The sequence below is a fragment of the Pontibacter harenae genome, assembly GCF_020907245.1.
Lineage (GTDB): Bacteria > Bacteroidota > Bacteroidia > Cytophagales > Hymenobacteraceae > Pontibacter > Pontibacter harenae.
The window spans coordinates 12,627-36,821 of sequence record NZ_JAJJWH010000044.1; the positions used below are offsets into that span (position 1 = coordinate 12,627).

At 44.4% G+C, this 24,195-nt stretch carries 20 protein-coding genes; 14 read left to right on the top strand and 6 right to left on the bottom strand.

Annotated features, from left to right (window positions below; genetic code table 11):
• Nucleotide 1 precedes the first annotated feature (1 nt).
• Entirely contained in the window at nucleotides 2-991 is a 990-nt protein-coding gene (locus LN893_RS17005; protein ID WP_229972175.1) for an ABC transporter ATP-binding protein, read from the bottom strand.
• Nucleotides 992-1,519: 528 nt separating this feature from the next.
• Nucleotides 1,520-3,796, bottom strand: coding sequence for a DnaJ domain-containing protein (locus LN893_RS17010; RefSeq protein WP_229972177.1), 2,277 nt, complete (start codon nucleotides 3,794-3,796; stop codon nucleotides 1,520-1,522).
• 689 nt (nucleotides 3,797-4,485) lie between these two features.
• Here LN893_RS17010 and LN893_RS17015 point away from each other — a divergent pair.
• The 13 genes from LN893_RS17015 to LN893_RS20825 all read left to right on the top strand — a co-directional run bounded on the left by LN893_RS17015 (nucleotide 4,486) and on the right by LN893_RS20825 (nucleotide 18,924).
• Nucleotides 4,486-4,986 carry a (2Fe-2S)-binding protein gene (locus LN893_RS17015; protein ID WP_229972179.1) on the top strand — a complete coding sequence of 167 codons (501 nt, stop codon included), beginning with the start codon at nucleotides 4,486-4,488 and terminating at the stop codon, nucleotides 4,984-4,986.
• On the top strand, nucleotides 4,983-5,978 hold the full coding sequence (locus LN893_RS17020) for an FAD binding domain-containing protein (protein WP_229972180.1): 996 nt from the start codon (nucleotides 4,983-4,985) through the stop codon (nucleotides 5,976-5,978). Before LN893_RS17015 ends, LN893_RS17020 begins: the two co-directional genes overlap by 4 nt.
• Nucleotides 5,975-8,194, top strand: a complete 2,220-nt coding sequence (locus tag LN893_RS17025) for a xanthine dehydrogenase family protein molybdopterin-binding subunit (protein ID WP_229972188.1) — start codon at nucleotides 5,975-5,977, stop codon at nucleotides 8,192-8,194. The genes LN893_RS17020 and LN893_RS17025 overlap by 4 nt, the downstream gene beginning before the upstream one ends.
• Before the next feature lie 264 nt (nucleotides 8,195-8,458).
• Nucleotides 8,459-9,433, top strand: a complete 975-nt coding sequence (locus LN893_RS17030) for an SDR family oxidoreductase (protein ID WP_229972190.1) — start codon at nucleotides 8,459-8,461, stop codon at nucleotides 9,431-9,433.
• 23 nt (nucleotides 9,434-9,456) lie between these two features.
• A complete protein-coding gene (locus LN893_RS17035) occupies nucleotides 9,457-10,635 on the top strand; it encodes an XdhC family protein (RefSeq protein ID WP_229972192.1) in 1,179 nt (392 codons plus the stop codon).
• Between the two features lie 267 nt (nucleotides 10,636-10,902).
• Nucleotides 10,903-11,490 carry a nucleotidyltransferase family protein gene (locus tag LN893_RS17040; protein WP_229972194.1) on the top strand — a complete coding sequence of 196 codons (588 nt, stop codon included), beginning with the start codon at nucleotides 10,903-10,905 and terminating at the stop codon, nucleotides 11,488-11,490.
• A gap of 143 nt (nucleotides 11,491-11,633) precedes the next feature.
• Nucleotides 11,634-12,095: a (2Fe-2S)-binding protein gene (locus LN893_RS17045; protein ID WP_229972196.1), complete on the top strand. Its 462-nt coding sequence runs from the start codon at nucleotides 11,634-11,636 to the stop codon at nucleotides 12,093-12,095.
• Between the two features lie 2 nt (nucleotides 12,096-12,097).
• On the top strand, nucleotides 12,098-14,242 hold the full coding sequence (locus LN893_RS17050) for a xanthine dehydrogenase family protein molybdopterin-binding subunit (protein ID WP_229972198.1): 2,145 nt from the start codon (nucleotides 12,098-12,100) through the stop codon (nucleotides 14,240-14,242).
• A 146-nt stretch (nucleotides 14,243-14,388) separates the two neighbouring features.
• Nucleotides 14,389-15,378 (top strand): GTP 3',8-cyclase MoaA, encoded by a 990-nt coding sequence (gene moaA / locus LN893_RS17055; RefSeq protein ID WP_229972200.1) that lies wholly within the window; start codon nucleotides 14,389-14,391, stop codon nucleotides 15,376-15,378.
• Between the two features lie 70 nt (nucleotides 15,379-15,448).
• Nucleotides 15,449-15,940 carry a hypothetical protein gene (locus tag LN893_RS17060; protein WP_229972202.1) on the top strand — a complete coding sequence of 164 codons (492 nt, stop codon included), beginning with the start codon at nucleotides 15,449-15,451 and terminating at the stop codon, nucleotides 15,938-15,940.
• 50 nt (nucleotides 15,941-15,990) lie between these two features.
• Nucleotides 15,991-17,196 carry a molybdopterin molybdotransferase MoeA gene (locus LN893_RS17065; RefSeq protein ID WP_229972203.1) on the top strand — a complete coding sequence of 402 codons (1,206 nt, stop codon included), beginning with the start codon at nucleotides 15,991-15,993 and terminating at the stop codon, nucleotides 17,194-17,196.
• A 98-nt stretch (nucleotides 17,197-17,294) separates the two neighbouring features.
• Entirely contained in the window at nucleotides 17,295-17,771 is a 477-nt protein-coding gene (moaC, locus tag LN893_RS17070; RefSeq protein WP_229972205.1) for a cyclic pyranopterin monophosphate synthase MoaC, read from the top strand.
• On the top strand, nucleotides 17,752-18,924 hold the full coding sequence (locus LN893_RS20825; protein ID WP_229972207.1) for an NTP transferase domain-containing protein: 1,173 nt from the start codon (nucleotides 17,752-17,754) through the stop codon (nucleotides 18,922-18,924). The genes moaC and LN893_RS20825 overlap by 20 nt, the downstream gene beginning before the upstream one ends.
• Before the next feature lie 221 nt (nucleotides 18,925-19,145).
• On the opposite strand, the gene LN893_RS17080 is transcribed toward LN893_RS20825, so the two are convergent.
• Genes LN893_RS17080 through LN893_RS17095 form a run of 4 tightly spaced genes read right to left on the bottom strand, consistent with a single transcriptional unit; the run spans nucleotide 19,146 to nucleotide 21,030 of the window.
• The gene (locus LN893_RS17080; protein ID WP_229972209.1) at nucleotides 19,146-19,562 is read right to left on the bottom strand and encodes a molybdenum cofactor biosynthesis protein MoaE; all 417 of its coding nucleotides are present in this window, start codon (nucleotides 19,560-19,562) and stop codon (nucleotides 19,146-19,148) included.
• Between the two features lie 11 nt (nucleotides 19,563-19,573).
• A complete protein-coding gene (gene moaD / locus LN893_RS17085) occupies nucleotides 19,574-19,819 on the bottom strand; it encodes a molybdopterin converting factor subunit 1 (RefSeq protein WP_229972211.1) in 246 nt (81 codons plus the stop codon).
• A gap of 12 nt (nucleotides 19,820-19,831) precedes the next feature.
• The gene (locus LN893_RS17090) at nucleotides 19,832-20,587 is read right to left on the bottom strand and encodes a sulfite exporter TauE/SafE family protein (protein WP_229972213.1); all 756 of its coding nucleotides are present in this window, start codon (nucleotides 20,585-20,587) and stop codon (nucleotides 19,832-19,834) included.
• A 29-nt stretch (nucleotides 20,588-20,616) separates the two neighbouring features.
• Complete coding sequence (locus tag LN893_RS17095) at nucleotides 20,617-21,030, bottom strand: c-type cytochrome (protein ID WP_255710098.1); 414 nt, start codon at nucleotides 21,028-21,030, stop codon at nucleotides 20,617-20,619.
• A gap of 904 nt (nucleotides 21,031-21,934) precedes the next feature.
• Here LN893_RS17095 and LN893_RS17100 point away from each other — a divergent pair.
• Nucleotides 21,935-24,195 (top strand): right-handed parallel beta-helix repeat-containing protein (locus LN893_RS17100; protein WP_229972217.1); only part of this gene is annotated, 2,261 nt, incomplete at its 3' end.

The window sequence follows — 24,195 nt, forward strand, 5'->3', positions numbered from 1 at the left end:
ACTACTTTTGCAAAAGCACTATATCAGCAGGGGCCACAGAAAGACGTACTTTATCGCCTTTAGCAAAATCACCTTCTACTGTTCTCACAGTTAAACTGCCACCCGAAATAGCAACTAGTATTTCATAGTAGCTTCCGTAGTACTGCACGTCCTCTACAACAGCTTCCAGTGCCTTACGGGCATCCATTTCAAGTTTAAAACTTTCAGGCCTAATGATTACACTTTCAGCTGTTAATTCTAGATCTAGGCTTTGTGCTAAGCTAGAGGTTTGGGCTTTGTTTAGCAGGTTGTATTTGCCAAATAAAGCAGCTGTGTATTCGTCTACAGGTTGTTTGTAAATCTGTTTTGGCGTGCCGCGTTGTATAATCTCCCCATCTTTTATTACAAGAATTTCATCTGCCCAGGAGAGGGTATCGAGCGGGTCGTGGGAAACTAACGTACAGGTTATTTCCATTCTGTCGCCAATGTCGCGGATAACAGACTTTAGTATACTTTTATGGGCTGTGTCTAGGTTAGAGAAAGGTTCATCCAGCAACAGCAGTTTAGGCCAGGAGGAAAGTAATCTTGCTAAAGCGATTCGCTGCCTTTCACCACCTGAAAGCTGATTCGTTCTGCGCTTAAGCAAATGATTGATGCGGCACACTTCATATAATTTTTCTGCCTCTTCTGTAGAGAGCGTATTGGCATACTGCAGTACTTGTTCTACCCTTAAAAACTGGGGAAGTTCAAACTGCTGAGAAAGGTATGCAATTTGGGCATGGCCAGGCACAAGCTTTTCCGCAGGGCCTATTACCTTTTCATCTTCTAGTAGCACTTCACCAGTTTGTGGTTGTGCCAAGCCAGCTACAGTTTGTAATAGGGTGCTTTTTCCTGAGCCCGTTTCACCCGCAATAACTACCTTCTGGAATTCTTCCTGAGTAAAGCTGATGTCTTTTAAAACAAGGTTCCCTTCTTCGCGCAGGTTAATTCCTGATACTTTCAGTAGACTCATATAGTGTTAGGTAGGAAAAATTAATGGCAGAAATAATCTTTTGTACAAATAAGCTCTATACCCATAGAAGGCTTGACATTCCAAAGTTACTAAATGAAAAGCAAATATAAGTGCAGGTTGTTTTTTAGTTTATTTATTATGTTAACTAATGAATAGTGTCTGGTTTAAATATAATTTCGATTTATAAGTAACTGGACATAATTACTTTGAACAAAATTAGGCACATCATAAATTGTTGCTAAATGCGTGTAGAAAGCTATTATTGTTGCTTTTTAAATCACACTTCTCCAATATTATGTAGACAGATAGTTTAAACTAATTAAGTGTCCTTACTTAAAAGGTTTACAGTTTAACTACAATTGATAAGGGGAGGGGAAGCTGCAAGTATGAATCTATATTTCATTGAAGTATGCGCGATAAAAGTCACAATCTTCGATCTGGATTTCGGCGCTGGCCTAAAAAAGGAGCGTAAACTGGGTAGTCCAATTTACGCTCTGTGTTATAGCTTTAGAAGGAGTACAGGCTCCTTTACAGTAAACTCTTTAACTTGGAAAAAGCGGGAAGCTTTTCTTTGACTTGAAAACTTGTTTTGCCTAGTTGACGGCCGTTCTCACTGTAAATTTCAATGCAGTTTTCACCTGGCAAGAATATGTTTCCAGAAGAGCTACCCCAACCTGCCAGGTATAAAAATGTACCTTCTGGAGTGTAGTTTAAATTCGCAGTAAAAGATGCCCCAGCAGGAGAAATTCTAGGGTCGGAATATAAGCCTCCCTTAGGATTTATGAATTTTACCCTCACATTAAAGGTGCCTTGCCGTTCAGTAAGCATGGTTACACGTAGCCGGGTATAAATAAACCGCACATCCTTAGCCAGAAAAGTGGTTGTAGGCTCACTGTCTTCTTTTGAGGAGAACAGGTCTATCGCTTCGATTAGGAAAGGCTGGCTTTCTGATATTTTAGCTAACTTCGATCTAACAGAGAATAACTCCTCCTGCAACACCTTTTCTTTTTCTAGCTGTTCTGCCTGCATTTTCTCAAGCGTATGTTTCTCTGTCTCCAGGCGGTGCTTTTCTGCTTCAAGTGTATGTTGCTTTTCTTCAAGGCTTACTTTCTCTTTTTCCAGAGCAACCTTCTCTTTTTCAAAAGTAGGTTGCTGCTTTTGAATTGGAACTTCTACGGGCTTTATTACGGACTCTTTTACAGGCACTTTCACAATCTTAACTTCTTGCTGCTTTTGAAGCTTTTCATCTTGTTGCTTTCGAAGTTGCTCTTCTTGTTGCCTGCGTAGTTCTTCTTCTTTCTCTTTTAAACTTGCCTTGTAGCTTTCCAGTTCATCATTTTTAGTTTGCAGGGCATCCGTCAAATGTTTGGCCTCTAGCTCCAGCATTTCAATTTTTTCGCGAAGCTTGTTTTCCTGCTGTTCAGAGGCTAGTTCTAAAGCTTCAATTCGGCTCTTAAAGTTTTCCTGCTGTTTTTTGGCACCTAATTCCAGCGACTGAAGCTGTTTACCAAAGCCTTCTTCCTGGTTCTTAGATTCAGATTTCAGATCCTGAACCAGTTGCTCGTATGCGTCTTCAAGCGACTTCGCCTCTAGTTCTAATGCTACTACCTTTTTCTGTAGTTTATCCTGCATTTCACGGGCCTCTTTCTCAGATTTATTAAGAACAGACTTCAGAATCTCTTTTTGATTCTTAAGCTCCAACTCCAACTTTTGCACAGTGCTTTGCTGTTGATCAGCCTGTTTTATAGCCTCATTCTCTAGCTCCTTGATTCTGTTCAGAAGCACATTTCGATTGTTCTTCGTGTCCAGCTCCATCTTTTGGATAGTACGCTGATGTGCATCTTCAAGGGCTTTGGCTTTGTGCTCTAGTTCATTTACTTTTTTCTGCAGCTCTTGCTGTAGTTCGCTGGCTTCTTTCTCTGCTTTCTGCTGTGCATTCAGCAGTGTTTCCTTCTCTTTGTTAAAATCAGACTCCAGCTTCTGCATTGCATTTTGCTGTGCTGCTACAAGCGCTTCTTTTTCGTTTTTGAAGTCAAGTTCCAGTTTCTGTACAAAGCTTTGCTGTGCCTCTTTCTGTCGGAGAGCTTCGGCTTCTAACTGCTTTATTTTGTTTTGAAGTTCGTTTCTAACCTTGTTGGCTTCAAGGTCAAGTTGTTGCACGGCAGCCTGATGTGCTTTTTGTTGCACATTGGCTTCTCGCTCCAGTTCCTTTATTTTTTTTTGTAGTATGTCTTGTTGCTGGCGGGCTTCCGCTGCAGATTTCTCATACTTAAACTGAATTTCTTTCTGCCTGCTTTTAGCCTCTTGTTCCAGCTTCTGTACAGTGGCCAGGTGTTGGCTTTTTTGATTTTTGGCTTCTAGCTCTAGTCTTTCCAGTACACCTAAAAGTGTATCTTTTTGGCTCTTGGCCTCAAACAAAGACTTTACATATTTTTCCAGATCCTCATTTAAGGCTTTTTTCTCAGCTTGGATGTGAAGTAATACTCTGCTTTGCTCACGTATCTGCGCCTCCAATCTGGCGTTCATGCGTTCAAGGTGCTGTACTTCAGATGGATTAGAAGCTGCGGCTTGTGCGGGACCAGATTTACTTTTAGACAGTAAATCGTAATTCCTTCTCTTAAGCTGATCAGATAATACAGTATAAGCCTCCTGTACCTCTTTAAAATAGTTCTCGAAAAAGCTGTCGCCCTGATTTAAATCGGGATGTACTTTTTTTGAGATTTTTCTGTAAGCATCTTTAATTTCATTCAGCGATGCTGTTTCTTTTATTCCTAAAGTAACATAGTAGTTCTTCTTCATCTTCATCTCTCAATAGCAGAGCAGCAATAAGAATATCACCTATAAGCTTTGTTTAAGGGGTTTTTCTAGGCTGGCAATGCTTCCTGAACTAAATAATTTATGAAAGCTAATTTAAAGTATCAGCAGTCTACAAGCATAGCCAATACATGCTTAGACGTTTGATTTTTAATAAAGTTGTTTCTTTATATATAATAATTTGAATTTTTATGCGACTGTGTCTGATCTGTTGCTGTCTTAAGAGGAGTTTCTAGAAGGCTAATAAGCTGTATTTTTAGTGTTAGTGCTGATATTCTATTTTTTATTTAGAAAATAACTTTGATGTATCTATACTCTTTTTGAGAAGTAGCTAAACTACTGAAAAATTTTTTAAACCCTCAAAAGAATGACTATAGGCTATAATGTTAGTATATACGATGTTACAGTATTTTAGATGACTAGAAACCAATGTTGTTGCTGCTACATAATGCCTAAGGATTGAAGAATTAACATCTCCTCTTTAACAATAACCAAATTCCGTGCGTAGGATTAAAGCTGTTGAGCAGCAAGAACAAACTGGTACGTACTAGCAATTGTTGTAATGCTTTACTACTACAGCACCCACACACTACGCTTAAGCCAAAGATGTCTCCACCTGCATCAGGGCAATCAAACCTTTATCTTGTATAAACATTAATTCTGATACCTACGGTAAAACTATGGGAAACAACTCTGTTACATCACCACCAAAATCTTCCGTTAAGCTTCATATCAATGGGGAGCAGAAGGAGCTGCAATTAGCTCCATGGACTTCGCTGCTCGACGCGCTGCGGGAACATCTAAACTTAACTGGCACCAAAAAAGGCTGCGATCACGGCCAGTGCGGTGCCTGCACTGTGCTCGTAGACGGCAAACGTATTAATTCCTGCCTCACGTTAGCTGTGATGCAGCAGGACAAGGAAATCACCACCATTGAGGGACTGGCTAAAGACGGCGAATTGCACCCCGTGCAGCAGGCTTTTATTGACCACGACGCCTTCCAGTGCGGCTATTGCACACCAGGTCAAATCTGCTCTGTAATTGGTTTGGTGAACGAGGGCAAGGCCAAATCTTTGGACGATATACGCGACCTGATGAGCGGCAACGTGTGCCGCTGCGGTGCTTATGTAAACATTGTAAAAGTAGTGCAGGAAGCACTGGAAAGGAGCGAATCTAAATGAGAAGCTTTACCTATAACAAAGCAGATGATGTAGCCGCTGCCGTACAGGAAGTGTCTGCCAACCAGGAGGCTAAATTTATTGCAGGCGGCACCAACCTGCTAGACCTGATGAAGATTGACGTGATGAAGCCGCGTCACCTGATAGATATTACCCACCTGGCTTTAAAAACCATTGAAGAAACTGAAGACGGCGGTTTGCGCCTCGGAGCACTCGCTACCAACGCCGATACAGCTTATAACGAGCAGGTGGAGAAGCGGTATCCCTTGTTATCGCATGCTATACTGGCAGGGGCTACGGGCCAGTTGCGGAACATGGCTACCGATGGCGGTAACCTGCTGCAACGCACCCGCTGCTATTACTTCTACGACACCGACACTCCTTGCAACAAACGCGAGCCAGGTTCAGGTTGCTCTGCTATAAAAGGCTATAACCGAGACTTGGCTATATTGGGCACAAGCGAATATTGTATCGCTACGCATCCATCGGATATGGCAGTAGCCCTTGCCGCTTTGGAGGCAAAAATAAGAGTGACAGGCCCAGATGGTGATCGTGTTATTCCCATTGCGGAGTTTCACCGTTTGCCAGGCGATACTCCACACATAGACAGTAATCTGCAACCAAACGAGATTATTACGGCCATAGACCTGCCTGCTAAAGGATTTGCCAACCACTATACTTACATGAAGCTGCGCGATCGTGCATCTTATGCCTTTGCGCTAGTATCGGTGGCTGCTGCCTTGGAAATGGACGGTGACACTATAAAAGAAGCCCGCATTGCACTGGGCGGTGTGGCGCATAAGCCTTGGCGTTTACCTGCAGCCGAAGCCATGCTAAGCGATCAAAAAGCTACCAAAGAAAACTTTCGGATGGTGGCAGAGGCTTACTTGGAGGGGGCCAAAGGCTACGGGCATAACGACTTTAAAATTGAGTTGGCGAAACGGGCAGTCGTTCGTGCGCTGCAACAGGCTTTAGAAATGGAGGTGAAATCATGATAGGAAACCAAACAGGAAAACCAGTCAACCGTGTTGACGGTCGCCTAAAAGTAACGGGCGGGGCAAAATACGCCGCTGAGTTCACGGCTCCAAATATGGCCTACGGCTTTGTGGTGAATAGTAAAATAGCTAAGGGCAAGATAAAAAGTATTGATACCAGCAAAGCTTTAGCGCTGGATGGCGTGCTGGAGGTATTTACGCATGAAAACCGCCCAGGCTATGTGTGGGGCGACAAAAACTACCAGGACAAAGATTCTCCTCCAGGCTCTCCGTTCCGCCCGTTGTACGACAACGAGGTGCAGTTTAGCATGCAGCCGATTGCGCTGGTGGTGGCCGAAACGTATGAACTGGCACGATATGGTGCTATACTGGTAGAGGTGGAATACGAAAACTACTCTTTTGATACTGATTTTGAGAAGAATATTAAGCAAGCCTACATACCAGAAAAGTATAAATCGTCTAAACCGCCAGAACCCTGGGGCAATCCTGATGAGGCTCTAGCTAACGCTGCAGTCAAAATAGAAGCAGAGTATAGCCACCCCAGCGAACACCATAACCCGATAGAGATGCATGCCAGCCTTGCTATCTGGGAAGAAGGCGGTAAACTGACGGTATACGACAAAATACAGGGAGTACAGAATAGCCAGCAGTACATTGCCAACGCCTTCGGGATGCAGCAGGAAGATGTACACGTAATCTCTCCTTTTGTGGGAGGAGCATTTGGCTCGGGGTTGCGCCCGCAGTATCAGTTGTTCCTAGCTGTGTTGGCGGCGCGGGAGCTGAAGCGCCCTGTAAAAGTAGTGCTGACGCGGCAGCAGATGTTCTCCTTTGGGCATAGGCCTAAAACAGTGCAAAAGTTTGCTTTAGGAGCAGACACCGACGGTAAACTAAAGGCCGTACAGCACGATGCTTTTGGCGAGACATCGAAATTTGAAGACTACTCCGAAAATGTGGTGATATGGCCTGGTGTGCTGTACAACTGCGACAACGTAAAGGTAAGTCATAAGCTGGTGGCGCTCGATGTGTATACGCCGTTGGATATGCGAGCCCCAGGAGGTACCACGGGTATCTATGGGTTGGAATGTGCCATAGACGAATTGGCCTACAAAGCAGGAGTAGACCCGCTGGAGTTCCGCAAAATGAACTATTCTGAAAAGGATCAGAATGAAGGTAAGCCTTTCTCAAGTAAAGAACTGCGCGAGTGCTACAGGCAAGGCGCAGAGAAGTTTGGTTGGGAGAAACGAAGCCTTGAGCCAAGATCGATGAAGGAAGGGCACAACCTGATTGGCTGGGGCTTCGCGCAGGGAGCTTGGGAAGCAACCCAAAAACAAGCCGCTGCTAAAGCTGTTTTGACAACCGACGGCAAGCTAACCGTAAGCTGCGCCACCGCCGATATCGGAACAGGTACCTACACTGTCATGTCGCAGATTGCAGCGGAAACTGTTGGCCTGCCACTAGAGGACGTTACGTTCAAACTAGGAGATTCCTCATTGCCCAAGTCACCGTTGCAAGGTGGTTCCTGGACGGTTTCGTCTGTCGGCTCGGCGGTAAAACTGGTCTGCGATAAAGTACGTGAAAAGCTGTTGCAACTGGCACAGCAGGTGGCAAATTCACCGTTGGCCAACGCTACTTTAGACGATGTTAACATTGAAGACGGTAAAATTAGTCTGAAAAATGATCCTGCGAAGGCCGTTACTATAAAGGAAGCACTAGTCCAAAGCCAGGGAAAATCCATAGAAGAGAACGTGTCGAGCGAACCTGTGGAAGGGCAGCAAAAATATTCGCCCTATGCACACTCGGCTACGTTTGTGGAGGTGAAGGTAGATGAGGATCTAGGAACTGTGAAGGTTACCCGCGTGGTAAGTGCCATCGCAGGTGGCCGCATTATCAACCCTAAAACAGCACGCAGCCAGATTTTAGGCGGTGTCGTGTGGGGTATAGGCGCGGCCATGGAAGAAGAGACAGTAATGGACAACAACCTGGGCCGTTTCATGAACCACGACCTAGACAAATACCACGTGCCCGTAAACGCTGATGTGCATGATATTGAGGTGATTTTTGTAGAGGAGAAAGATGATCATGTGAACCCGCTTGGTGCGAAAGGTTTGGGAGAAATCGGGATAGTGAGTGTTGCCCCAGCCATTGCCAATGCCATCTTCCATGCCACAGGCAAACGGGTGCGGGAGCTGCCAATAACGCTAGATAAGCTACTGTAAGCTTAGATGTTAGATACTAGAAATTAGATTTTAGATTTTTGTATTTCGACGAAGCTAAGTTCTGTGCGACAGAAGGTGGTACAAGCGTCTGCTTATGCCTTACCTAAGAAGTAGCTTACCTGTATAGGTAAAACCTAATGCTGGTTTCCCTGCTGTTTAAGGTTATAATACTGAAGCAGCAGGGAAATTTTTGATCAATATGATGAGCTATGCGTCTTGTGGCCTATGTCCTGAGTCTCTTTTCAACCTATAAACAAACTTAACATGCAACAGAATCTGAAAGGAAAAGTCGTGGTTTTAGTCGGAGCGTCGAGTGGAATAGGTCGTGCGGCTGCTTTGGAGTTTGCCCGCCATGGCGCTACATTGGTGCTGGCGGCGCGAAGAGAGGAGGTGCTTCAGGAGGTGGTAGCAGAGTGCGAAAGTATAGGCACGAAAGCAACTTATGTAAAAACAGACGTGACCGATGCGGATGCGCTACAACTGCTGGCACAGGCTGCGATGCAGTATGGCGGTAAAATAGATGTTTGGATAAACAATGCAGGCATAGGCGCAATAGGCGAGTTTACGGAAACGCCCATCGAGGCGCACGAACAGGTAATTAAAACGAACTTGCTCGGGCACATACACGGTGCTTATGCCGTATTACCATATTTCAAACAGCAAGGGCATGGCATCCTGATTAACACCATTTCGGTGGGAGGTTGGGTGCCAGAACCGTATACGGTGGCTTATGCAGCCAGTAAGTTCGGTCTGCGCGGCTACTCTGGTGCCTTGCGCGGTGAGCTGTTCAAGTGGCCTGAGATACACGTTTGCGATGTTTTTCCTGCCTTTGTCGATACACCAGGTTTTCAGCATGGCGGCAACTATATTGGCGTAAAAATACAGCCTATACCACCTGTTTATGATCCGCAGCTAGTAGCTGATGCCATGGTTAAGCTAGCTTTGCATCCGAAGGAAAGTGTAACGGTAGGAGGGTCTGGATATCTGATGCGACTTTCTTATATCTTGTTCCCAAGCCTGACGCGTCGTATACTTACAGGTATTATGGAAAACTACTTCAGCAGGGCAGAACCAGCCCCTATTTCAGACAATAGTTTGTTCAAGCCTGGCGTTGGATCAGAAACTGGCATAGAAGGAGGTTGGCGATCACCGAAAGATCAGCGTAACTTTGCGCTTACAGGCGTAGCCCTTGTTGCGGGATTGGCCGCAGGTTTGTACCTTATCACACAGAAGAAGTAAGGCAGAGGTCAAGTTGAACATACATGAAGGAATTAAGTGATATAGTGCGTGCTTTTGAAGAGGCACAGAAAAAAAATAAGCAGACAGCGCTGGCTACGGTAGTGCACGTGCAAGGTTCTTCCTACCGAAGGCCTGGGGCACGTATGCTGGTAACCGAAGATGGTCAGTTAACGGGTGCCATCAGCGGCGGCTGCCTGGAAGGTGATGCCCTGCGGAAAGCCCGCCTTGTGATGATGCAGCAAAAGGCGATGCTGGTTACATATGATACCACGGATGAGGACGATGCGAAACTGGGCGTAGGTCTGGGCTGCAACGGCATCATTCAGATATTGATCGAGCCGATCAACGTAGAAGATCCTGCCAATCCTATCGCTTTCTTTAGAGCTTTCCTGAGCAAGCGGCAGCATGCGGTGGTGGTAACGTTGTTTTCTCTGGCTAACAGAACTGCGCCACAGCCTGGCACATGCCTTTTCCTGCCTGAAAAGGGTGAACTGCATGGCAGTACTTTAGATGAAAATTTTAAAGCTGTTTTGATAGCTGATGCACAGGAGGCACTACTAAGCAGAACCTCTATAACTAAAACCTATGCTACAGAAGAAGCAGCTCTAACTGGTTTTGTAGAACTGCTTACACCAGCTGTTTCACTTATTGTTGTTGGGGCAGGAAACGATGCTGTGCCATTGGCTGGCATGGCTGCTATACTTGGCTGGGAAACGACTATAGTAGACGGTCGGGCCAATTATGCTACCTCTGAGCGATTCCCTGCGGTGCATCGAGTTATGGTGGGAAAGCCAGAGCAAGTGCTGCAGCAGCTAAATCCAGATGAGCAGACAGTGTTTGTTCTCATGACCCATAACTACAATTACGATCTGGCAATGTTGCGCCAGCTATTACCGCTGCAGCTTCCGTATGTAGGTTCGCTTGGTCCTAAAAAGAAACTGGAGCGCATGCTAGAGGAATTAACAGACGAAGGTACAAAAATCAGCGATGAAGCATTGCAAAGCATTTATGGCCCAACAGGTTTGGAGATAGGGGCGGAGACATCCGAAGAAATTGCCCTTTCTATTTTGGCAGAAATAAAAGCAGTTTTAGCTAAAAAAACAGGAACATCTTTAAGAGATAAGAAAGAAACCATCCATCACCGCGAAGCAGGCACCATAGAACAAATAAACCTGGAAAAAGTAAGAAGCTGTTCTTTGTAGTTTTCAGAATCTCATTTCGGGAGAAAGTTAAAATCGATGGGTAGCAATGCAACAATATAAAGTAAAGAAGCAGGATAAAGTCTCCCTTTGAAGGGGGGCGGAGGGATGTTTACACCTCTAAAAGTGGCAAGTTTTTAACTTGATGAAGTATTATAATGAAAGCCGCGCAAGTAAAAAAACTTGCCTCATCTACAGCCATAAGTTACGCTGCGCTAAACATGCGGCATTTTCCTCTACGAAAAGTAAACTCACCCAATATTCACCCACATGACAGGACTTGTGATACTTGCAGCGGGAGCCTCTACACGACTAGGAGAGCCGAAGCAGAGGTTGCTTTTTAAAGAAAAGACATTGCTGCAACACGCTGTACATACTGCGCTAGCTTCAGGCTGTGAGCCTGTGGTTGCTGTGCTGGGTGCTAACGCGGAAAGTATAAAAGCAGAAATTCAGGACCAACCTGTAGCTATAGTTTGTAATGAAGCTTGGGCAGAAGGTATGGCTTCTTCTATTCGCTGTGGCCTTACCAACCTGCTGACAACACAACCTAACCTGGAAAACTGCATCTTTGTAGTTTGCGATCAGCCTTTTATGGATGCTACTTTATTAAAAACTATAGTCGATACAAAAGCTGAGGCTGGAAGAGGGATAGTGGCAAGTGCTTATAAGAATACCCTCGGTACGCCCGTATTATTCGACAAAACTTACTTTTCTGATTTGCTGTCTCTAAAAGGGCAGGAGGGAGCTAAAAAGCTGCTCTTCAAGTACAACAATGCGGTTGCGTCTGTTCCATTCCTGCTTGGAGCCATCGATATTGATACAGCTGCAGATTATGCTGCCTTGAAAGCACAGCAGTAGCCTTGTTTTCTGCAACTTATCGCCTCTGTAAACCTTCTGTTTATCAGGTATAACTACCTTTGCTATTGCCTTACCAGTACTTCTTTTGCTGGATAATTAAGATAATTTTCTTATCTTGGTCATAAAACTTTTACTTTAGACTGATGGCTACATACAAGCTGCAAATAAATGGCCGAACCTATGAGGCCGATGTAGAGCCAGATACCCCTTTGCTTTGGGTGCTGCGCGATAATTTGGGATTAGTAGGTACTAAGTTTGGCTGCGGAATTGCCCAATGCGGTGCCTGTACGGTACATGTAAACGGAAACGCAATGCGCTCTTGCGTATATCCTGTTTCTGCTGTAGGAAATTCCAAAATCACCACGATTGAAGGACTTTCTGCCGATGGGGACCACCCCGTACAGTTGGCTTGGGATGAAGTGGATGTAGCCCAGTGTGGCTATTGCCAGGCAGGTCAGATCATGACGGCCAGTGCCCTTCTGAATAGAAACCCTAAACCATCTGCTGAGGAAATTGATAACGCGATGCACGGTAATATTTGCCGTTGCGGTACTTACCACCGCATCCGTGAAGCCGTTGCTTTAGCCGCCACCAAAACAAAATAGCCATGTCGACTTTACCAAAACCTAGCAGACGCGACTTTATGAAGTTGGCTGCCACAGCGGGCGGAGGGCTTATGCTCGGCTTTAGCTGGACCAGCACTTCGGCTTCGGCCATGAAAGTTGTAAAAGACTCTTCTTTAGCTGGAGGGAGCATTGAGTTCAACAGCTTCTTGTCTCTTTCACCCGACGGAATTGTAACTATATTTTCTCCAAACCCAGAGCTTGGCCAGAACATAAAAACCTCTTTCCCAATGATTGTGGCAGAGGAGCTGGATGCTGACTGGACAAAAGTAAAAGTGGTGCAAGCACCCCTGGATACGAAGAAGTTTGATCGTCAGGTGACAGGTGGTAGCGGTGCCGTGCCTCACTCTTGGGAGCGTTTACGCAAAGCGGGAGCTACCGCCAGGCAAATGCTGATGGAGGCTGCTGCCAAAAAGTGGAAAGTATCCACTAGTACGCTTATAACTGAAAATGGCATGGTGGTGCACCAGGCGACAGGGCGTAAGCTGAGCTACGGCGAACTGGCTACTGAAGCAGCTAAGGTTCCTGTTCCGACCGATGTAAAGCTGAAAGATGTAAAAGACTTTAAGCTGATAGGCAAGGTAGTTCGTAATGTCGATAACAAGGAGATGATTACGGGCAAGCCGCTCTATGGCATGGACTTCTATAAAGAAGGCATGCTGTTCGCTATGATTCAGCGGCCTGAGGCTTTCGGAACCAAAATAAAATCGGTGGATGCCGCTGCTGCTAAAGCCATGCCTGGAATAGTAGATGTGGTTACGTTCAAAAACAACGTGGCCGTTGTCGGAAAATCTACCTGGCAGGTAAATAAGGCGCGGAAGGTGCTTAAAATTCAGTATGAAAAGGATGGCGACCTGGAAAGCTCTTCTGACCACGACCGCATCTTTAAAACACTACTGGCTAAGCCCGAGGCTACCGTGCGTCGCAAAGAGGGTGATGTAGATGCAGCTTTCAAAAAAGCGGCGAAAGTCGTGAAAAGCGAGTATCAATGCCCGTTTCTTTCGCATAGCCCAATGGAGCCAATGAACTTTTTTGCACATGTACGTCCTGACGGAGTGGAGTTGGCTGGCCCAACACAAACTCCAGAAATGGCACGTGGCATGGTGGCTAAAATGCTTAATATAGATCCTGAAAAGATAACGCTGGAGCTAACACGTTTAGGCGGTGGTTTTGGCCGCAGGTTAAGTGCCGATTATGTGTTAGAAGCAGCTGAGCTTTCCAGCATCATCAAGGCCCCTGTAAAAGTTATCTGGACCCGCGAAGACGATATGACTGGTGGTACGTACCGCCCTGCTGTTCGCTATCGTTTTGAGGCTGCGCTGGATACTCAAGGCAACATGATTGGCTATAAGCTTCGTGGTGCAGGCATCAATGCAGGTAATCCTACACGCGAAGATAACTTCCCTTCAGGTGCCGTAGATAACCTTTTGATTGAATCGATTGAACATAAATCAACTATTACAACAGGACCTTGGCGTGCTCCAATAACCAACTTCTTAGCTTTTGCGGAACAGGCTTTTCTGGATGAGGTGGCAGAAGCCGCTAAAAAAGATCCTGTGCAGTTCCGTCTGGCGTTATTAGACAAGGCAAAAAAATCACCAGCAGGCCCTGTGCGCTACGACATCGACCGTATGAGAGGTGTGATAGAACTTGCCGCAGAGAAATCGGGCTGGGGTAAGAAAAAAGGAGTAGCACAAGGCTTTAGCGTGTACTTCTCGCACAGATCTTACGTGGCACAGGTTGCAGAGGTAAAATTAAAAAATAACAAACCTGTTGTCGATAAGATTTACGCTGCTGCCGACTGCGGTATCGTTATTAACCTGAGCGGCGCTTACCAACAGGTACGTGGTGGTGTTGTAGACGGCTTGGGCCATGCCATGTACAGCAACATGACCTTTAAAGACGGTGTGCCAGAGCAAAAGAACTTTAATTCTTATCGACTGATTCGAATGAAAGAGGTGCCAGAGATTGATGTACATTTTGTGAACAACGGCATCGATCCGACAGGTTTGGGTGAACCAGCGCTTCCGCCTACAGGTGGAGCAGTAGCGAACGCTATTTTTAAAGCCACTGGTAAGCGGCTCCGAAATCAGCCATTTATGGAGCAGGCCGAACTAAAAAACGCATAAATAGCTTGTAGTATAATAGGCACACCACTTTAGGTCTTGAAATAAAGACAGAGTGGTGTGCATTATCTTTTATAGCAACTTATGCTGGGGGTGTAAGTACATCCTTCTTGCCAGAGAAAGCTTTTTTAATAATCAGATCGCAAATTATGTTGGTAGATAGGTACGGGAGAAAAATAAACTACTTACGACTTGCCGTAACAGACAGGTGCAACCTACGCTGCTTTTACTGCATGCCAGAAGAGGGCCTCGACTGGCTTGCCAGAAAAGAACTGATGACCTATGAGGAAATGCTGCAGATATGCTCTGTGATGGTGAAAATGGGTGTAGAGAAAATCCGCATTACGGGTGGTGAGCCTTTCGTGCGGAAAGATTTTATGTCCTTTTTAACCAACTTATCTAAACTGCAGGGGCTGGAACAAATTACTTTAACTACCAACGGTGTATTAACAGCCCCTTTCGTACCTGAGCTGAAAAAGCTTGGCATCAAGTCCGTTAACCTGAGCCTCGATACCTTAGACCGAAACCGATTCTTTGCCATTACCCGACGCGATGAGCTACCGAGCGTGCTGGAGACAATGGAGCAACTGCTGCATCACGACCTGGAGGTAAAGCTGAATGCCGTAGTGATGGAAGGTAAAAATACGGATGATATTTTACCCTTGGTTGAGCTTACAAAGGATGCACCCGTAAGTGTTCGTTTTATAGAAGAAATGCCTTTTAACGGGGGAGGAGCTCATCCAGAGACTTTAAAATGGGATCATTTCCGCATACTAGGTGCCATACAGGAAAAATATCCTGACATCAAAAAGCTTCCAGATCCGCCTCATTCTACTGCATACAACTACCAGATTCCTGGCCACAAAGGAAGTGTTGGTATCATAGCTGCTTACACCCGTTCCTTTTGCGGAACATGTAACCGCATCAGGCTTACCCCGACAGGAGAGTTGAAAACCTGCCTCTATGGGCCCAGCGTTTTAAATGTGAAGGACCTGATGCGTGCTAACACAAATGAACAAGGTTTACAAACTGCCTTGCTGGAAGCCATCAGCAAAAAGGAAAAGAACGGTTGGGAAGCAGAAAAGAATAATACAGGCCTTACTTCACTTAGTGCTTCTATGGCTACTATTGGAGGGTAGTGCTTCGCCAAAATAGAAATTAAAAACAAGACGTAGCGTACCAACAATGGTATTTCTATGGCTAGTTTAGATGCTACTGGTCATAGTTCAGACGCTGAGTTTTGAACTCATTAAAGTTGCATTAGCAGTAAAAAGAATAAGTATAGAAATGGTGATAGCTGATAAATACGAAGTATATGCTCTTCATAAGTTACTTTCGAAGGTAAAGTTTTCTGAACATATAGACAGTTATGACCTCAATGAATTTGCAGGTAGCTCCCTGATCACAAGCTTGCTTCTGAAAGCGAGAGAAGAAGTAGCAAACACTCTAAAGGACGAAGGGTATGCTGATCTTTTGGAAGATTGGTTGATGAAGTCAGTATTTAAATTTGATAGTGCCACAGGCAAGGCAATTGCAAACCGACTGAAACACCTTTCTGACTCAACGCTTACTACAATAGCTAGTTGGAGTAGAGAGCAAGTAAGAGAATACGCCATCAATTTAGTAAAGCCATTAGAGTACGAGCAAGAAGAAATTGAAAAGCTGATGGATTACATTGTTCTGTTGGCAAAAGGAAATTAAAGCTTTGTTGATACACAAACATAATCCCTAAAAACCTACCATTAGCAAACATGATTTCAGTTGCAGAAGCAGAAGCATTAATACAAGCAGAGTTAAAAGATTTTGGTACAGAGAAAGTGCCTTTCGAACAGACTTTGGGCAGAGTATTGGCAGCTGATGTAACCGCGGATAGAGACTTGCCGCCTTATAACCGTGTGGCGATGGATGGTATTGCCATCAATTATGAAGCTTTTAAAAACAGTGTCCAATCATTCAAAGTAGAAGCAACTCAGGCCGCAGGAGATAAACCAGTAGAACTTCAGTCTACAGAGGCGTGCATTGAAATTATGACAGGTGCTGCTTTGCCTGTCTCTGCCGATTCGATAATTCGCTACGAGGATGTTGAGATTGAAAATGGCGTGGCGACGGTACTGCTAGACGAGGTAAGTAGAGGGCAGAATATTCACCCGCAGGGGAAGGATAAGAAACGTGGAGACGTAGTAGCTGAGGCAAACCAACTAGTTACTCCTGCTGTGATAGGTATAGCTGCCGCAGTGGGAGCCACTGAACTGAAGGTGAAAAAGCTGCCGAAGGTAGTGGTGATTTCGACAGGTGATGAACTGGTAGAGGTGGATCAAATTCCGTTGCCTTACCAGATCAGGCGCTCGAATAACTATACCATTAAAGCTGCTTTGCAAAAGTATAGCTTACATGCCGATCTGCTGCACATTCCTGATGAGCAAGTGCAGATGAGAAGCCAACTGATGCAATGCCTACAGCAGTACGATGTCCTGATTCTTAGTGGTGGCATTTCGATGGGCAAGTTTGATTTTATACCGCAAGTGCTGGAGGAGTTGAAAGTAGAGAAGCTTTTCCATAAGGTGCAGCAAAGGCCAGGAAAACCCTTTTGGTTCGGAAAGCATGCTGATGGCGCTGTGGTTTTTGCTTTGCCTGGCAATCCTGTATCTACGTTTATGTGCCTGCAACGCTACTATATGCCGTGGCTGGAGGAGTGCTTAGGCATCTACCCAAGACGTAAAAAGTTTGCAGTTCTGGCGCAGGATGTGACGTTTAAACCAAACCTGCAGTATTTTTTACAGGTAAAGTTAAATATTAACGAAGCAGGTCAACTACAGGCTATGCCCCTGGAAGGCAATGGTTCAGGCGATTTTGCTAACTTGGTGGAGGCCGATGCTTTTCTTGAGCTGCCTGCTGAGCAAAGTAGCTTTAAGGCTGGTGAAGTATACCAGGTATGGCCATTTAAGGCCTTTTTTTAAAGTAAGATTCATCACGCAACGGCTTTTTACAAATTTCGCAGCTAGCATAGCTACTGAAAGCATCTACACAAAAAGCCTCTGCAAAAAGGTATAAATTCATGAGTGATTTTACACACCTAGACGAAAAAGGACAGGCCACGATGGTGGACGTAAGCGCGAAGCAGGTGACACACCGCACAGCCACAGCCCGTAGTATAGTGGCCTTGCCACCCGAAGTGCTGGAGAAATTTATGCAGGACGATATTCAGACGAAGAAAGGCTCTGTATTTCAGACAGCCATTATTGCAGGCATCATGGCTGCGAAAAAAACAGGAGATCTGATTCCACTTTGCCACCCCATCGGCATGGACAACTGTAACATCAGTATAAAATTAAATGAGCAGCAGGAGGTGGAGATCGACTGTACCGCCAGCATTTCGGCCAAAACAGGTATAGAGATGGAGGCATTGGTGGGGGCATCTGTGGCGGCCCTTACGGTGTATGATATGTGCAAAGCGCTTAGCCACGACATTGTAATTAAGGAAACGAAGCTGATCGAAAAAACAGGAGGAAAACGTGACTTCAAAAGAGCATAAAAAACACGCCGCAATCGCCAGACCAAACTATGGCAACTTCGGAAGAAATGAATGGGCTATAATTGGTACACCATGTGGTGCTATCAAAGCATTGGCCGATGAAGTGGTTAGTGCTTTATCTGCTAACTATAAATGTGCTTATGTAGATGCGCAACATGCTAACACCGATGCCGAGGCCGTTCTTCCTGGCAGATTAGGTTCTGGTGCAGCGGCCGAGTATACAGATCAGATCAACTATCACCAGGTCGACTTCAACAAAGAATTAAATCCTTTCCAGTTCAGGCAGCTGTTTTCTGACATGGACCTGGTGCTGGTAAACGGAAACCACCAGCAGGCAAAGGCGCAGGTGGTGGTGATAGACGAAACAAAAAAAGCATCCTTGCAGAAGCGCTTGTCGCAGCTGACAAACGTAGCTATGTTTTTACTTGCTGATAATGCCGCCGAGGCTTTCGATTTTGTGCAGGAAACTATACCTGAATGGCAGCAAGTACCTCTGTATCGTTTAAACCAAATAGATAAGATTGTAGCTTTCTTTCAGCAGCAAATGCAGCTGGCAAAGCCTGTGCTGAATGGCCTAGTGCTAGCCGGTGGCAAAAGCCTGCGCATGGGGCAGGACAAAGGCGCCATGAACTGGCACGGAAAGGAGCAACGTTATTTTGCTGCAGATCTGCTTCAAAAGTTTTGTACCGATGTTTTCATCTCCTGTCGTGCAGAGCAGCAAGAAAATATAGACAGTAACTACAAAACGCTGACCGATACTTTTACAGGTTTAGGACCTTATGGCGCTATACTTTCAGCTTTTCGGGAGCAACCTGAGGCGGCATGGCTTGTTGTTGCTTGTGATCTGCCTTTGCTAGACCAGCCTACACTACAATTCCTGACGGAGAAGCGAAATAGCTCAGCTATTGCCACTACTTTTAAGAGTCCGCACGATGGATTTCCAGAGCCTTTAATTACGATTTGGGAGCCGAAAAGCTATCCTGCTTTGCTTTTGTTTCTAGCGCAAGGCTATACCTGCCCCCGTAAGGTTTTGATCAACAGCGAAATCAATTTACTTCAGCCGCTTAATCCTGATGCGCTCCAGAATGTAAATACGCCAGAAGAGTTAGAGCGGGTAAAGCAGGTTGTTCAAAACAAGTCTACAACTATCTAATATAATCTGAACTAATACATTACAGCTGCCAAATTGCTTTACCTGGCTTCAACGCGAGCTTTTAAAACGCTCGCGTGATAAGTTGCTGAAGCCGTTAAACAGATGAGTTTAATGTGTCCAAAGAAAGAAGCTTATTGGCTAGACGGTGGATAAAGCGCCTAGGAGGAGCAGGAGTAGTGCTTGTAAAATTAGCTTTTTGAAGGACAAATGAATTGGATAGGCTAAGGATGTGCAGCCACCCACACATCTCCGTCCTCAAAAAACTCTCTTTTCCAGATGGGCACCGTTTCCTTTAAAGTGTCTATAATATAACGGCAAGCATCGAAGGCGGCGGCTCTGTGTGCTGCAGCTACGGCTATGATTACAGGAACTTCACCTACTTGCAAAACACCAGTGCGGTGGTGGATGAGCACTTTTTGGACATCCCACTTTTCAAAAGCCTGTTCTGCTAATTTTTGCATTTCTTTTAACGCCATAGCTTCGTAGGCCTCAAACTCGAGCCTTAGTACTTGTTTGCCTTTGGTGGCATTACGTACAGTGCCTATAAAAACATCTATTCCTCCACACGCTGGCGACATAACCCATTCAATGCAAGTAGAAGTTTGTAGCGGCTTCTCAGAAATTTTGATTTCGATCATGTGTTGTGTCTTTAGCCTCCGCTTACTGGGGGAATGATAGCTATTTCATCTCTTTGCTGTAAAATATCATTTCCTTCTGCGTATTCGTTATTAACGGCAAGCATAAAGGAGGCTAACTGTTTTAACCGTGGATACTTTTCTTCTAAAGCTGTTCTTAAGTCAGACACAGTGGCTTCTTCGTTCAAATCTATTTCAGCAGAAGAGCCATTAAATATTTCTTTGGCAATTCCGAATGCCAGCACATTTACCTTCATCATTATTTGTATTAATCAGCTTAAATGCTTGTAAAGCACTTCCAACCCCGCTACAAAAATAAGTATAGCTGTAACGCGCCGAATCATTATCGGGTTTAACTTTAAAACAGCCATGCGCGAACCTAACTGACCGCCAGCCAAAACCGCTATACCTAAAAGTAATATGCGTGTAAAGTCTATACTAGCAGAAACCTGTGTTAATTGCCCCGCAATACCTGCAATAGAATTTACGAGGATAAATACGCTGGCGGTTGCCGCTATATGTCGTGGGGTGCCCCAATTAGTTAAATTTAACACTGGCGAAAGAAAAATTCCGCCGCCGATACCTACCATTCCAGACAAGAAGCCAATGCTGCCTCCTAGTAAGCCATTCCTGGTATTGTTGTTTTGGTTCTGTATAGCCTTTGTCTCTTTAGGTGCACTTGCTTTATCAGCCCACATAAAAACTGCTGCGGCTATTAGGCTGCACCCTAACAAGATAAAAAAGGTTTGCTGCCCTATTCGAAGCATTGCACCCAAAAAAGCCATAGGTACACTTGCCAACACCAAAGGCACTACTTTCTTCCAGTTCACAAGCCTGTTACGGGTAAAAAGCAATGTGCCGCCTGTTACTACAATTACATTACAGAGCAGCGCTATCAGGCGAAGCTCTTTGAAAGGTATCGCGTATAATGCTAGAATTGCCAAGTAGCTAGAGCCACCGCCAAAACCCACCGAAGCATACACAAAGGAAATTACAAAAAAGTACAGCAATAGCTCCCAGTGTTGCATGCTTTAAAGTTATGGCTCTCCGTGGTATACTATTTTGTCATCGGGCTTCTTACTGCTTTAACCTGCGCTGGTGTTACAGCTTTGGCTTTGTTGCCCCAGTTATTTTGGATATAGTTTAATACATCAGCAATTTCCTGGTCAGACAAATGGCTTTGAGCAGGCATCATCATGTTGTAAGTCTCTCCATTTACAACTATCTCACCTTCCGCACCATGCAACACTACCCCAATTGCTCTCTTCTGATCTTTCAGCAGGTAATCGGATTTAGCTAAAGGAGGAAAGGTACCAGCCAATCCTTCACCTTTTTCCATATGGCAGCTTTGGCAGTTCGCACTATAAACCTGTGCTCCTCGTTTGACACTTTCTTTTAATGGATCGGTTTGTAAAGTCGTAAAAGCATAACTCGACGTTAAAAACAGAGCAAGTACTATTCCTTTAAACATATTTGTAGAGTTTGAACGGCTAAGATAAGAAAAATCTCCCTTTTATCTTCAGTTGGAGGTTCAGATGTGTTGCTGCTTATACTTGTGTTATCTGCTTTGGTTTCTTGTAATAGACTGAAGCAGCTGAGTCAGATGGCTTCATCTTTATGAAAGGCTCAACTGCGAGTGGATGATTATTCGCGAGTCTTGTTTTAACAGCAGTTACTCTGGCTGATAAAGGTTTGTAACTTACACACCTTGTTTCTATAAAGACTGCCAAAATACAATCCATACTTATGGCTGTTATTTTTGCAGCTACTTCTATCTGCTTTGTACCAGGCACTTTTAAAGTAAACTACTGTTCTACGGTTTTAGCTTTTGTACTTTCTTTAGTATGGTGCTAGTGTGTGATCTCAAAGTAAAGTTAAGGTTATCAAATTTTTAAATTGTACACTTTTACAATTGTGGCCTCTGTTGCAGATGCTCCGCTTTATTCTAGTTTTTAGCTAATTATTTTGCTTTCTCATAGTGTTGTGAAGGTGTCCAATAGCGGGTTTGTCTTAGTAATGACAAATATCATAAAATTATTTTCCTCGAATGATAAGAAGCAGTATAAAAAATATAATTGCACTTTATTTAATTTAATTTATACTTCCCCAAAATGAGTTATATGGAAAAATTATAATAGTGTTAAAAGTATATACTAAAACTTGTTATTGTTTAAAATGATATGCAAAATGGTTAAATGGTCTTAATTGCTATTTAAGTGCTTGAAACCTTGCATTTTTGTTTCTGCTACGGTTATTTTTTAAAAAGGTTGTTGTTTTTTAAATTAAATAAATATCTTCGCACATCTTTAAAAGATTCAATATTGGTTTAGAACCTGTGTCTGTTGTTTATATTATTTAACTAACCTTCTTATTTTATGAAACACCTTTACGTGTTCATGTTTTTGTTTTTGCTTTTAGGAATCAGTCCTATATATGCTGAAACGTATTATGTAAGCCCTTCTGGAAGTGATTACAACGCTGGTACCTCAGTTGCTAAGGCATGGGCTACTGTATCAAAAATTAGTAGAACTAGGTTTGGTGCTGGAGATACTATACTTTTTGAAGGAGGTAAGACGTTTAGAGGAACTTTAGGATTTTCTTCAGATGACACGGGTTCGGCCAGTAATCCAATAGTTGTTTCAACTTATGGAGGAGCAAAAGCAACTATCAGCAGCGGGATGTCAACTTACGGTGTACAGATCCATAATACACAAGGCATTGAGTTGAGAAACCTTGTTGTTGTAGGAGGAGGTGTGTCAAGCGTGTTTAGTATAACAGGTATAAACATTTACACGGACTTAAGTGGCTCGAGGTTAAGCCATGTAGTTGTAGATGGGGTAGAGGTGTACGGTTATCGCTACTACGGCATCTTGATAGGTAGTGGAGTTAAGAACGGTGGTTTCGATAATGTTTCAATAACAAATGCTTCAGTGCATGATATTGGGGTAGCGGGAATTTCTTCCTATGCAGATGGAGTGTTGGCTCACAGAAACCTATACATTGGCCACAGTAAAGTGTTTAAGGTGTCTGGGCTTTCAGATATGACAGATAACCACAGCGGTAACGGTATCATGCTTGGTGGTGTGGACGGGGCGCTTGTGGAGTACTGTGAGGCTTACGATAATGGTTGGCTGAATGCTTGGAAGACTGGCGGCCCTGTGGGTATATGGGGGTACCATTGCAACAATCTTATTATACAGTATAATGAGGCGCACCACAACAGGACAGGTACCACAAAAGACGGTGGTGGGTTTGACCTTGACGGAGGGTGCACTAACTCTATTATGCAGTACAACTATTCCCACGACAACGAAGGTGCGGGATATCTGCTGGCGCAGTATAGTGGAGCTCCTGCCATGAAAAACAACATTGTACGCTATAACATAAGTGAAAACGATGGTCGTAAGAATGGTTATGCTGGAATTCACCTGTGGTCTTCTGGGGCTAACGGTGGTATACAGAATACAGAGATTTACAATAACACGGTATATATAACTCCTTCTGCTACTGGTGCTGCAAAAGCTATTTATGTACAGAGCGGCGGGATCAGTAATGCAAACATCAGGAATAATGTTTTCCATGCCACGGGTAGTATAGAAGTGGGTCGAGTTCAATCTAGTACTGGTATTAAATTCGAAGGAAATAGCTATTGGTCTGAGGGTGGTCATGTGAAAATATTCTGGGCAGGCACAACTTACACAAGTCTGGATGCCTGGAGAAATGCTACAGGCCAGGAGCAGGTGAATGGTGTGGCGACTGGTTTGTTCGCTAACTCATTGTTTGAAGCCGCAGGCCAAGGTGTAACTTTGGCTGACCCGACAAAGCTGAACACGCTTTATGGTTATAAATTAAAATCAACTTCAAGCCTGATAGGCGCAGGGTTAAATCTGAAAAATCAGTTTGGCTTAGATGCTGGAAAAGTTGACTTCTGGGGAAATAACATTGCAAGTTTAAACAGCTTTAGTATTGGTGCTTACCAAGGTGCGGCGCAAGTGGTTAAGGCTAATCAAAGTATCACTTTCAATGCTCTGTCGGCTAAGTCTTATGGAGACGCGCCTTTTGTTATCAGTGCATCAGCATCTTCAAGCTTGCCTGTAGCTTTGAAAGTTGTATCTGGTCCCGCAACATTATCTGGAAATATGTTGACTATTGTTGGTGCGGGTACAGTGGTAGTGGAAGCAACACAGGGTGGTGATGCCAACTATAGTGCTGCTACTGCTGTTAGGCAAAATTTAATAATTAACAAAGCGAAGCAAACCGTTGTTTTTTCTCCTATAGAAAATAAAACGGTAGGTGTAGAGCCGTTCTTGCTAGAAGCATCGACTTCTTCAGGTTTGCCAGTTGCTTATAGTGTCCATACCTCGCCTGAGGTTGGAGTGGCTGCTATCACAGGTAATGAAGTTACTCTTTTGGGTAGCGCTGGTACTGTTACAGTAACCGCTACGCAAGTAGGTAATGCTAATTATGACGCTGCAGTAAGTGTAAAGCAAAGCTTTAACGTAGAGTTGTTGGGATTAGCCGCAACGGCTCCTGCCCCTGCGCCAGCACCTGCTCCATCGCCCACCCCTACTACCACCTCTTGTTCGGCGGCGGGTTACATCGAGCAGGAGTTGTGGTCTGGTGTTTCAGGCGGAAC